Genomic DNA, 11,731 nt, shown 5'->3' on the forward strand with positions numbered 1-11,731 from the left:
CCCCCCCCCCCCCCCCCCACCCCGGGGGGACTAGCCGACGGTGGTGGTCCGCAGCGACTGCAGCGAACCGTTCGCCATCGGGGTGAAGCCCTGCACGGAGGACGCCGTTGCCGTGTAGGTGTAGCTCGTGAACAGCCAGATCCACGCGGCGTTGTCCTCGAGCTCGGCGGAGACCTGCGCGTAGATCTCCTTGCGGGTCTCCGGGTCGCTCGTGGCCTTGCCCTCGGCGAAGAGCGCGTCCAGCTCGGGAGAGCTGTACCCGGCGACCTCGTTGAGGTTGCCCGTGCTGGTGAAGTACCGGCCGTACATGCCGTCCGGGTCCGGGCGACCACCGTTGAGCGCGACGGCGGCGTCGAAGTCGGCCGCGATCCACCGGTCGACGTAGGTACCCGACTCGAGGACCTCGATGTTGAGGGTGATGTTGGCCTCGGCGAGCTGGGCTGCGAGGTTCTGCGCCTCGTTGACCGAGGTCGCGTACTCGCCCTGGGACACGATCGTGTTGATCGTCACGCCGTCGCTCTTGCCGGCCTTGGCGAGGTACTCCGCGGCCTTGTCGAGGTCACGCGTCGGGCAGGGCCGCGCGTCGGGGTCGGACTTGTAGGCCGGGGAGGTGATCGGACCGGTCACCTCGCCCTCACCGAGCGCTGCCGTGTCGAGGACCTGCTGACGGTCGATCGCGCACTGCATCGCGAGCCGGACGTTGACGTCGGCCAGGTCACCGCGCTGCGCGTTGAGCTGGAGCACGTGGTACGACAGCTGCGGGGTCGTCTCCACGGTCACCGAGGGGCCCTCGGCGGTCTGCGCGACCAGCGGGTCGTCGAAGACGGCGAACTGGACGTTGCCGGACTGGAGCGCCGAGACGATCGAGGACTCGTCAGGGATCACCCGGTACTCGACGCTCGCGAGCGTCGGAGCATCGCCCCAGTAGTCCGGGTTCGCGGCCAGGACGATGGACTGGCTCGGGATCCGCTCGTCGAGCATGAACGGACCCGTGCCGTTCGGGGTGGTGTTGAGGTCCGCCTCGACCGCGCCGGCCGGGAGCATGGCCATGTTGACCGTCGCGAGGTTCGCCGGCAGGGCGGCGTCCGGCGCCGAGAGGTTCAGCACGACGGTCGACGCGTCCGGGGCGTCCACGGAGGTGACCTGCGAGAGCGACGACCGCGCGACCGCGGCGTTGGCCTCGTCCATGATCGCCTCGAGCGAGCTCGTGACCGACGCCGAGTCGAACGCCGTCCCGTCGGTGAAGGTGACGCCCTCACGCAGGGTGAGGGTGAGCTGGGTGCCGTCCTCGGAGGTCTCCCACGACGTCGCGAGGCCAGGGACGACGTTGAGGTCCTGGTCGAACTCGGTGAGCGTGCCGTAGATCTGCTCGAGCACACGCACGGCCTGGAACTGCGTGGCCTTCCACGGGAAGAGCGTGTCGGGATCGCTCGTCACGCCGATCACGAGGTCCCCGCCGGCGGTTCCGGCGGTGGCGGTGGACGGCTCGGCCGTCTCGGAGGGGCTCGTCGAGGCGGGGCTCGAGCACGCCGCGAGGGCAAGGACGGCGGCGGAGGCCACTGCGGCGATCCAGCCACGCGTCGTGCGGGTACGTGGTGACATGAACACTGCTCCATTCGCTGCTGGGCGACCGCTGAGTCACGGCCAGGGCGCTCCGGGCGGTCACGGGGGGCGCTCGCGATCAGAGTAGGTCAATTTCTTACCCGTGGGGTTACGATCACGTAACACAATTCCGCAACCGCCGTCTGGGCCCTCGTTCCCACGAACCCGCCCGTGACACCATGTGCTCCCGACCGGAGCGAACAGGGAGACGTCGATGACCTCAGCCGCCGTCCGGGAGAACGATTCCCGCACCGTCCTGCTCCGCATCCGCGAGGCCCGGCCCGGCCTGCGCCCGTCGGAGCTGGCCGTCGCCGACGTCCTCCTCGACGACCCGGACGCCGCGGCGAACCTCTCGATCGCCGAGCTCGCCGAGCGCAGCGGGACCTCGACGACCTCCGTCGTCCGCTTCTACCGCAGCGTCGGCTACACCAGGTACCAGGACCTGCGGCTCGACCTGGCCCAGGAGGCGGCTCGCGAGCGCCTTCAGAGTGCGGACCGGCTGCCGGTCTCGGGGGACATCGACCCGGGCGACACGCTCACGGACATCATCTCCAAGATCGCCAGGAGCGAGACCCTCTCGATCTCCGACACGGCGGAGGTCCTCGACACCGCAGCGCTGGGCCGCGCGATCACTGCGATCCTCGCGGCGCGACGGATCGACATCTTCGGCGTCGGCGCCGGGTCCATCGTCGGCCTCGACCTCCAGCAGAAGCTCACGCGGATCGGGTTGACGGCGCTGGTGTGGCCCGACTCGCACGCCGCGCTGACGACCGCCGCCGTCCTGGACGAGCGCTGCGTCGCTCTCGCGGTCTCGCACTCCGGCACGACGACGGACACCGTCGACTACCTCAACCAGGCGCGGTCGCGCGGCGCCACGACCATCGCGCTGACCAACTTCAGCAGGTCGCCGCTGACCGCGGCCGCCGACATCGTCCTGCTGACGGCGGCGCGGGAGACGCTGTTCAGGTCGGGGGCGCTGGGCAGCAGGATCGCCCAGCTAGCCGTCGTCGACTGCCTCTTCATCGGCGTCGCCCAGGCCTCCTACGACAGCTCCGTCGCGGCGCTGCAGCAGACCTACCGCGCCGTGCGCGGACATCGGCTCCCCCTCGACCGTGGGCGCCCGGACGAGGGATAGAGGTACCTGATGGAAGTCATCGTCATGCAGGACGAGGCGGAGCGGGTCGGCCTGGTCGCCGACCGCATCGCCGGCCTCCTCGCCGCGAAGCCGCACGCCGTCCTCGGCCTGGCCACCGGCTCGAGCCCGCTGCCCGTCTACCGCGAGCTGATCCGCCGGTACGAGGCGGGCGCGCTCTCCTTCCGGGGTGCGTCGGCGTTCACCCTCGACGAGTACGTCGGGCTCGCCGAGGACCACCCTGAGCGGTACCGGCACGTCATCGAGCGGGAGTTCACCTCGCACGTCGACCTCGATCCCGCCGCGGTCGCCGGACCGGACGGGACCGCAGCAGACCTCCCGGCCGCCTGCGCCGCCTACGAGGAGCAGATCCGGGCGGCGGGGGGCGTCGACCTCCAGATCCTCGGCATCGGGAGCGACGGGCACATCGCCTTCAACGAGCCCGGGTCCTCGTTCGCCTCGCGGACACGCATCAAGACCCTCACCGCGCAGACCAGGGCCGACAACGCGCGGTTCTTCGGCGGCGACGCCGACGCCGTGCCGCACCACTGCCTGACGCAGGGGCTCGGCACCGTGATGGAGGCCCGGCACATCGTCCTGCTCGCGACCGGGACCGAGAAGGCGGAGGCGGTGCACCAGATGATCGAGGGCCCGGTCAGCGCCCTGTGGCCGGCGACCATCCTCCAGCACCACCCGCACGTCACGGTCCTGCTCGACCGGGCCGCCGCCTCACGCCTCCTGCTGGCCGACTACTACCGTGAGGTCTTCGCGGGGAAGCCGGACTGGCAAGGGATCTGAGCGTCCGGGGGCGAGGTGCGCGAAGGTGGTGCCATGGCACACCCGAGCGAGCGAGCGCTCACCCTTGCCGACGGAGCGCTCCTGCACGTGTACGACACCGGGCGCGGTGAGGTCCCGCTGCTGTGGCACCACGGCACACCCAACACCGGAGCGCCCCCTGCCCCGCTCCTGGACGCGGCCGAGCGACTGGGGCTGCGGTGGTTCTCCTGGGACCGGCCGGGGTACGGAGGGTCCTCGCCGTGCCCCGACCGGCCGGTCTCCTCGGCTGCGCGCTACGCGGAGGAGGTGGCCGACGCGCTGGGCGTGGAGCGCTTCGCGGTCATGGGCCACTCCGGCGGCGGGCCGCACGCCCTGGCCTGCGGAGCGCTCCTTGCGGACCGGGTGATCGCCGTCGTCGCCGTGGCGTCCCTCGCCCCCTACGGGGCCCCCGGCCTGGACTGGACGGCGGGCATGTGCGCCTCCGGGGTTGCGGCCCTCACCTCCGCGGCAAAGGGCCGGGCGGCAAAGGAGGCGCACGAGGCCGCGCACGGCGACGAGTACGACCCCGAGTTCACCCCCGCCGACCTGGCCGTGCTCGAGGGCGAGTGGTCCTGGTTCGGGTCGGTGGTCGCGGCGGCGGCCCCGTCCGGCCGCGCCCCCGCCATCGACGACGATCTCGCCTACGTGCGCCCCTGGGGGTTCGACCCCGCCGACGTGCGCGCACCGACCCTGCTGCTGCACGGGGAGCAGGACCGGATCGTGCCGGCCGCCCACTCCCGGTGGCTCGCCGCACACCTCCCGCACGCCGAGCTGCGCCTCGGCGCGCAGGACGGTCACGTCTCTGTCGTGCGGGGCGCCGAGTCGGCCCTGGAGTGGGTCGCCGAGCGCTCGGCCGAGGGCTGAGGGACCGGCCGCCCGCGGCCCGCCGCCGCCCCTGCCAGCAGCAGGCGGGTCACCGTCGCCACGGCCCGCTCGAGGTTGACCGGCCCGTCCGCCAGGGCCGTGGGCAGGTCCGTGACCTGCCGCAGGATCGGGACGACGGCCACGACACCGGCGCCGAGCAGTGCCTCGGCGCCCTCGGCGACCCGTCCCCCGAAGAGCACGGTGGGCACCGACTGCGCCCTGGCCGCCTGGGCCACGCCCCATGGCGCCTTCCCGGAGGCGGTCTGGCCATCGATCCCGCCCTCACCGGTGAACACCCAGTCCGCCCCTGTGATCCGCCCGCTGAGCCCGACGGCGTCCCGGACGAGGGCGACCCCGCTCTCGGGGGTGGCGCCGGTGACAGCGACGAAGGCCGCCCCGAGTCCGCCGGCCGCGCCTGCGCCGGGGATCTCGCGTACCTCGCGGCCGAGGGCGGACTCGACGACGTCGGCCCAGCGCGCCAGCGCCGCGTCGAGCGCCGGCACGTCCTCGGCTGTCGCCCCCTTCTGGGGCCCGTACACCGCGGACGCCCCCTGCTCGCCGAGCAGAGGATTGGTCACGTCGGAGGCGATCCGGAACCGGACCCCGGCGAGCCGCGGGTCCAGCTCCCCGAGATCGAGTGCGGCGAGCGAGGTGAGCCCGCGGGCTCCGGCGAGGACCGGGCGCCCCTGCGCGTCGAGGAAGCGCGCGCCGAGCTCGACGAGCATCCCCGTCCCGGCGTCGTTCACCGCCGATCCGCCCAGGCCGACGACCACCTGCGTGGCACCCCGGTCCAGGGCGGCGCGGATCAGCTCGCCCACCCCTCGGGAGTCGGCTGCCCAGGGGTCGCGTTCCGCCGGGTCGATCCTGGCCAGGCCCACGGCCTCGGCGACCTCGACCACCGCGAGCCGCGTCCGCGGCACGTACCCGAGGCGTGCGGTGCAGGGACGGCCGAGTGCGTCGTGGACGGCGACCTCGACCCACTCCCCGTCGAGGGCCGCGACCAGGGCCTCGGCCGTCCCCTCCCCGCCGTCGGCCATCGGCACGAGCTCGCAGGTGATCGTGGGATCGACGCGGTGGACACCCCGCCGCATCGCGGCCGCGGCCTCGACCGCCGTCATCGACTCCTTGAAGGAGTCCGGGGCGCAGACGATCCTCATCGGCCACCGCCGGGCGGGACGGGCGCGTCGCCGGGGCGGACGACCCGCGGGACGGCACCGGTCCCGATCGCGGCACGGGGGAGCATGCGCCCATCCTCGCCGATCCGGTGCCGCCCGTCCGATCAGCCTCGCGCGCCGACGCCGTCGAGGCGCTTGGTCAGCAGGAGCCACAGCCCCAGCCAGCCCTCGCCGAGCATCGACGGCAGCGCGACCACGGCGAGGAGCAGGTTCGCGACCGCTGCGTAGTCCGGGAGCAGGACGTGGGCAAGGGTGTCCACGACGTAGGCCGCCCCCGCGACGACGAGCAGGACGCCGAGAGCCCGCGGGGCGATCCGGCCGCGGAGCAGGAGGACGCCGAGCAGCGCGAGGTGCACCCCGAAGATCGCCAGCCCCAGGAGCCATGCGGCGTCGAAGGAGGCCAGCGCGAGCATCACCTGCGCCCCGCGCTCCTCCGCGCCGAGCGCCTCGACGATCCCGGGGTCGGTGACCAGCGTGAGGACCTGGACGAAGAACACCAGCCCGACCACGAGCATCACGGTGTACGCGAGTCGCGACCAGGCCGCGAGCAGGGCGAGGTCGTGATGGACCTCGCGCAGCACGACGAACAGGGCCCAGGCAACGACGACGTCGACCACGGCGACGACGAGGAAGGCCACCAGGCCGAACCGGAACAGGCCCGTCTGCTCGTCGAGGTTCGCGACGGTGGCCACTGCGTCCCCGTCGACGACCAGGCCCTGCAGGACCACGAAGTTGGCGAGGATCGCCAGGACGAAGAGCAGGACGTACCCGACTCCGGCGATCCGGGCGGCGGTGCGACGGCCGGTGCGGGGCGAGACCGGGCCCGGGGTCGAGGTGAGGTGAGCGGTGAGCGTGGACATCAGGACTCCTTCACGAGGATGACGGACTTGCCGCGGGCGTGTCCCGCGACGAGATCGGCGAGAGCGGTCGACGTCTGGTCGAGCGGGTAGCGCCGGCCGACGGCGGGCACGACCTCGCCGCGCTCCAGGTACCCGGCGAGTCGCTGGATGACGTCCTGCCGCTCGGCGCTGAGGAAGAAGGTCAGACGCTGGGGGACGAACGTGGAGAGCAGCGTGGCGCGGATCTGGCGACCGATCCCGCCCGTCCACCGGCCGCCGCCCTCGCCACCCACGATGACGAGCGTCCCGGTCCGCGTCAGCGCCCGGCGCAGCCGGCGGAGCGGGTTGAGCCCGCCGATGTCGAGGATCAGGTCGTAGCGTGCCGAGCCGTCCAGGTAGTCGTCGCGGCCGTGGTCGAGCACGTGATGCGCGCCGAGCTCTCTGACCAGGTCGGCCTTGGCGCCGCTGGCCACACCGGTGACGGTGGCGCCGAGGGCCGCCGCGAGCTGGACGGCGTAGCTGCCGACACCGCCGGAGGCCCCGATGACCAGGACGCTCTGCCCGGCGCTCAGCCGACCGACGTCGGTCAGCGCCTGGAGGGCGGTGATCCCGGAGATCGTCGCCACGGCCGCCTGCTCGACAGCGAGCCCCGCCGGCCGCAGGGCCAGCTTGCTCGCCTTCGCAGCCGCGTACTGCGCGTACGCCCCGCGGGCGATGCCGAAGACCTCGTCGCCGACCCGGAAGCGACGCACCTCGGAGCCGACGGCGACCACCCGGCCCGCGACGTCGAGCCCGGGGACCGCGACGGCGGGCCTGGTCAGCCCGAAGCCGAGGCGTACCAGGTAGGGCCGGCCGGCCATCAGGTGCCAGACGCCCCGGTCCACCCCGGCGGCCGCCACCTCGAGGAGGACCTCGTCAGCGGCGATCGTCGGACGGTCGATCTCCGCAGCGCGGAGCACCTCCGGCGGGCCGTAGGTGTCCTGGACGATCGCGCGCATCCTGCGGGTGGTCACGGGCGGCCGGGGCGCTCCCGACCGGTCGGTCCTGGCGTTCATGGTTCCTCCGTGGGTGGCGGGTTCGTACTTAGTACGAGGGGATGTCGGGTACGCTATCCGTACTAAGTACGAGCGTCAAGGCCGAGGAGTCGAGGAATGACGACGCAGGGAGCGCGGGCAGCACTGACGAAGGACCGGGTGCTGCGCGGGGCGCTCGCGCTGGCCGACGAGATCGGCGTCGAGGCGTTCACGATGCGCAGGCTCGCCACGGCGCTCGACGTGAAGCCGATGACGATCTACCACCACGTCCCGGGCAAGGAGCAGATCCTCGACGGCATCGTCGACCTGGTCTTCGCCGAGATCGAGCTCCCACCGGCGGAGCTCGGCTGGCGCGCGGCCATGCGTCGGCGGTGCATGTCGGCGCGGGAGGTCCTCAACCGGCACCCGTGGGCACCCCCGCTCATGGAGTCGCGCACCTCCCCCGGCCCCGCCTCGCTCCGCCACCACGACGCCGTCCTCGGCTGCCTCCGCGGCGGTGGGCTCTCGCTCGAGGTGACGGCGCACGCGTACGCGATCCTCGACAGCTACGTCTACGGGTTCACGATGCAGGAGGCGCATCTGCCCTTCCTCGGCGACGTCGACCTCGGCGAGCTGGCCGAGCAGGTCCTGCGGTCCTTCCCCGCCGGGGCCTACCCGCACTTCGTCGAGTTCACCACCCGGCACACGCTGCAGCCCGGGTACGCGTTCGGGCACTCCTTCGAGGTGGGACTGGACCTCGTCCTCGACGGGCTCGAGCGGACCGCCACCGCCGAGGCGGCCGAGCGCTCCTTCGAGGTGGGGCTCGATCTCGTCCTCGACGGGCTCGAGCAGGCCGCGGCCGAGGACGAGGACCCGGCCGCGTCACGGTAGGGGCGGTGCCGGCTCGAGCGCTGTCAGCCCGGAGCAGCCACGGCCGGCAGGACCGTGCGCGAGGGCTCCACGAGCAGGCGGGCCGCCTCGTCGACCTCCGCGCGACCGGGAAGCGCCAGCCCCATCCGCTCCACGGAGATCGCAGCGGCCGCGTTGGCGAACCGCACCGCCTCGTCCCAGCCGGCACCCTTGACACGACGGACGGCGAGCGCCGCGAGGAAGACGTCCCCCGCCCCGGTCTCGTCCCGCGCCCGCACCGACGTCGTCGGGATCTGGACCACGCCCGTGGCGTCGGCGAGCAGCGCCCCCGGCTCGCCGAGCTTGAGGATCACCCGCCGCGCGCCGGCCTCCACGAGCTCCCTGGCGGCGAAGGCAGGCCAGAGCAGGGAACCACCGCTGCGGCCGGTGAGCTGGGCCGCCTCGGCCAGGTCCGGCGTGATGACCTCGGCCGCGGCGAGGTGCTCGCGACCGACGCGCCCGGGCGGAGTGGGGTCGAGCAGGACCGGGCACCCCCGCGCGACGGCGTGCTCGCACACGGCGGTCAGGGTCGCCGCCGGCACCTCGGCCTGCACGATCAGCAGGTCTCCGTGGTCGAGCCGGTCGACGACGGGCTCGACGTCGTCCCAGGTGAGCAGGTCGTTGGCCCCGGGCGAGAAGACCAGGGAGCGGTGACGTCCGTCGTCGAGCTGGATCGCCACGAACCCGGTCGAGGTGTCGGGTGTGGTCAGGACCCCGGAGGTGTCGACCCCGTCCGCGGCGACGGCCCCGACGCAGTCGTGACCGAACTCGTCGGAGCCGACCCGGCCGACCAGCGCGACCTCGCCGCCGAGACGCGCGGCCGCGCGTGCGACGTTCGCCCCCTTGCCACCCGGCTCGGCGAGGTGGTGGTCCGCCACGAGCATCGCCGGGCCCGGCGACTCCGCCACCCCGAAGAGGTGGATGTCCATGTTGAGCTCGCCGACCACGACGATGCGGCGCACGATGACCTCCTCCGGCGCCCGCAGGACCGACGCAGGGCCTTCATCGGAGCCTGCTCGCCCGGTGACCCGTCGGCAACTCGGGTCGGGCGTGCTGGGGTCAGCCTTCGCGGCGATCGCGCGACCGACCGCGGGCGGCGCCGGAGCGCCGCCCGCACCGTCTCACGCCGGCCGTGCCTCGAAGCGCGCGGCCAGCAGGGTCTCCGTCCTCGACGACGGACCGACGAGGACCTCGAACGTGCCGGGTTCGACGACCCGGCGCCCCGCGGCGTCCACCACGGTGCAGGCCGCGACGGGCAGCTCCAGCTCGACCGTCTCGGCGGTGCCTGGCGCCACCTCCACCCGCTGGTACGCCTTGAGCTCCCGGTCGGCCCAGCTGACCGACGACACGACGTCGCGCACGTACAGCTGCACGACCTCGTGGGCCGGGCGACTGCCGACGTTGCGGACGGTGACCCGGGCGCGGACGGTCTCATTTGTCGAGTACTCGTCGGCATCCAGCCGCAGGTCCTCGTAGTGGACCTCGCTGTAGCCCAGGCCGTGGCCGAAGGCGAACGCCGGCTTCTGCGTGAGGTCGGCGTACCGGTCGCCGTGCTGGCCCCGGATCTGGTTGTAGTACGTCGGCTGCTGGCCCACGTGCCGGGCGAACGAGATCGGCAGACGCCCGGCCGGCTCGACGACGCCGAGGAGCAGCTCGGCCAGCGCCTGGCCACCCTTCATGCCGGGGTTCGCGACCCACACCAGCGCAGCGGCGCGGTCGACGGACGGGGGAAGCACCAGAGGCTTCGACGCCAGCAGCACCACCACGGTGGGCGTCCCTGTCGCCACGACGGCGTCGAGCAGCGCGACCTGCCCGCCGATGAGCTCCAGGGTCGCCGTCGAGCGTGCCTCGCCGAAGAGCTCGACCCGGTCGCCGACGACCACGACGGCGACGTCCGCCGCGGTCGCGGCCTCGACCGCAGCGGCGAGCTGGTCGTCGTCCACCGGCGAGGGCACGACGATCGGCCAGCGCGGCTGGCCGTCGGGGAACTCGTCCCCCTCGGGGTCGGGCTCGAGCGTGAGGATCTCGGCGCCGCGGGTGTAGGTCACGGACCAGTCCGCCGGGACCGTCGCGCGCAGCCCGTCGAGCGTGGTGTGGATCATCTCGCGGGGATGACCGTCGGGCATCCAGTCGGTCTGGCCCGAGCTGCCGGCCCAGTCACCCAGGTGCGTCTGCGCGTCGTCGGCGAGCGGCCCGAGGACCGCGACCCGACGAGGACTTCCATCGCCGACCGCTCGACCGGACTCATCCGTCGCGCCGGGGGTGAGCGGCAGCAGGCCGTCGTTGCGCAGCAGCACGAGCGACCGGCGCGCGACCTCGAGGTTCAGCGCCTCGTGCTCGGACGCACCGACGCGCGCGCTGATGCGGTCGGCGTCGGGCACGCGCGGGTTCTCGAACAGGCCCATCTCGAACTTGAGCCGGAGGATGCGAGCGACGGCGCGGTCGAGGTCGCGCTCCTCCAGCAGGCCACGGGCGACCGCCTCCAGCGCCCCCTCGAAGAACCGGGGGGTGACCATGATCATGTCGTTGCCGGCCGTCACCGCAGCGGCCGCGGCATGGGCATAGTCCGGCTGCACCATCTGCTCCCAGACCATGCGGCCCACGTTGTCCCAGTCGGTGACGAGGGTGCCGGTGTACCCCCACTCGCCGCGCAGCACGTCGGAGAGCAGCCACTCGTTCACCGTGATCGCCACACCGTCGACGGTCTGGTAGCCGAGCATGAAGGTCCGGCACCCCTCCTTGGCGACCCGCTCGAACGGGGGCAGGAACCACGCCCGCAGCTGACGGCGCGAGAGGTCCGCCTCGCTCGCGTCCCGCCCACCCTGCGTCTCGGAGTAGCCCGCGAAGTGCTTCGCCGAGGCGAGCACCGCGGTCTCGTCGTCGAGCCCACGGCCCTGATAGCCGCGGACCATCGCCGAGGCGAGCTCCCCGATGAGGAACGTGTCCTCGCCGAACGTCTCGCCCACGCGACCCCACCTCAGGTCGCGGGCGACGCAGAGCACCGGAGAGAAGGTCCAGTGGATGCCGGTCGCGGCGGCCTCGACGGCGGTCGCGCGCGCCACCCGCTCCAGCAGCTCGGGGTCCCAGGTGGCTGCCATGCCCAGCTGGGTCGGGAAGATGGTCGCGCCCTCGAAGAACGAGTGCCCGTGGATGCAGTCCTCCGCGACGAGCAGGGGGATGCGCAGCGACGTACGAGCGACGAGCTCGTGCGCACGGGCGACGAGAGCCGGGGAGGCGTGAAGGATCGAGCCGACGTGCCGGTTCAGCACCTGGTCGTCGAGGTCGTCGCGTGCGTCGACCTGCATCATCTGCCCGACCTTCTGCTCCAGGCTCATCCGGGAGATCAGGTCGGCGATGCGCTCGTCGATCGGCCGCGCAGGG

The 11,731-nt window shown here is 73.1% G+C and carries 10 protein-coding genes; 4 read left to right on the top strand and 6 right to left on the bottom strand.

What is annotated here, in order from left to right; translation table 11 throughout:
• Positions 1-30: 30 nt before the first annotated feature.
• Positions 31-1,602 (bottom strand): ABC transporter substrate-binding protein, encoded by a 1,572-nt coding sequence (locus ABWK99_RS08265; protein ID WP_372594222.1) that lies wholly within the window; start codon positions 1,600-1,602, stop codon positions 31-33.
• A 214-nt stretch (positions 1,603-1,816) separates the two neighbouring features.
• Between ABWK99_RS08265 and ABWK99_RS08270 the strand changes: the two genes are divergently transcribed.
• The 3 genes from ABWK99_RS08270 to ABWK99_RS08280 are packed head-to-tail and all read left to right on the top strand — an operon-like array spanning position 1,817 to position 4,414.
• Positions 1,817-2,737, top strand: a complete 921-nt coding sequence (locus tag ABWK99_RS08270) for a MurR/RpiR family transcriptional regulator (RefSeq protein WP_372594223.1) — start codon at positions 1,817-1,819, stop codon at positions 2,735-2,737.
• 9 nt (positions 2,738-2,746) lie between these two features.
• Entirely contained in the window at positions 2,747-3,532 is a 786-nt protein-coding gene (gene nagB / locus ABWK99_RS08275; RefSeq protein WP_372594224.1) for a glucosamine-6-phosphate deaminase, read from the top strand.
• Positions 3,533-3,565: 33 nt separating this feature from the next.
• A complete protein-coding gene (locus ABWK99_RS08280) occupies positions 3,566-4,414 on the top strand; it encodes an alpha/beta fold hydrolase (protein ID WP_372594225.1) in 849 nt (282 codons plus the stop codon).
• Here the strand turns inward: ABWK99_RS08280 and ABWK99_RS08285 are convergent.
• From ABWK99_RS08285 to ABWK99_RS08295, 3 genes are all read right to left on the bottom strand, one after another.
• A complete protein-coding gene (locus ABWK99_RS08285; RefSeq protein WP_372594226.1) occupies positions 4,345-5,571 on the bottom strand; it encodes a glycerate kinase in 1,227 nt (408 codons plus the stop codon). The genes ABWK99_RS08280 and ABWK99_RS08285 overlap by 70 nt on opposite strands.
• Before the next feature lie 122 nt (positions 5,572-5,693).
• The gene (locus ABWK99_RS08290; RefSeq protein ID WP_372594227.1) at positions 5,694-6,449 is read right to left on the bottom strand and encodes a DUF4386 domain-containing protein; all 756 of its coding nucleotides are present in this window, start codon (positions 6,447-6,449) and stop codon (positions 5,694-5,696) included.
• Positions 6,449-7,483, bottom strand: coding sequence for an NAD(P)-dependent alcohol dehydrogenase (locus ABWK99_RS08295; RefSeq protein WP_372594228.1), 1,035 nt, complete (start codon positions 7,481-7,483; stop codon positions 6,449-6,451). The genes ABWK99_RS08290 and ABWK99_RS08295 overlap by 1 nt, the downstream gene beginning before the upstream one ends.
• Before the next feature lie 96 nt (positions 7,484-7,579).
• Between ABWK99_RS08295 and ABWK99_RS08300 the strand changes: the two genes are divergently transcribed.
• A complete protein-coding gene (locus ABWK99_RS08300; RefSeq protein ID WP_372594229.1) occupies positions 7,580-8,332 on the top strand; it encodes a TetR/AcrR family transcriptional regulator C-terminal domain-containing protein in 753 nt (250 codons plus the stop codon).
• Between the two features lie 23 nt (positions 8,333-8,355).
• On the opposite strand, the gene ABWK99_RS08305 is transcribed toward ABWK99_RS08300, so the two are convergent.
• Both ABWK99_RS08305 and ABWK99_RS08310 read right to left on the bottom strand, forming a co-directional pair.
• On the bottom strand, positions 8,356-9,312 hold the full coding sequence (locus ABWK99_RS08305) for a ribokinase (protein ID WP_372594230.1): 957 nt from the start codon (positions 9,310-9,312) through the stop codon (positions 8,356-8,358).
• 159 nt (positions 9,313-9,471) lie between these two features.
• A partial coding sequence (locus ABWK99_RS08310) for a glycoside hydrolase family 3 N-terminal domain-containing protein (RefSeq protein ID WP_372594231.1) occupies positions 9,472-11,731 on the bottom strand: 2,260 nt, incomplete at its 5' end.

Source organism: Actinotalea sp. (assembly GCF_041597215.1).
Taxonomy (GTDB): Bacteria; Actinomycetota; Actinomycetes; order Actinomycetales; family Cellulomonadaceae; genus Actinotalea.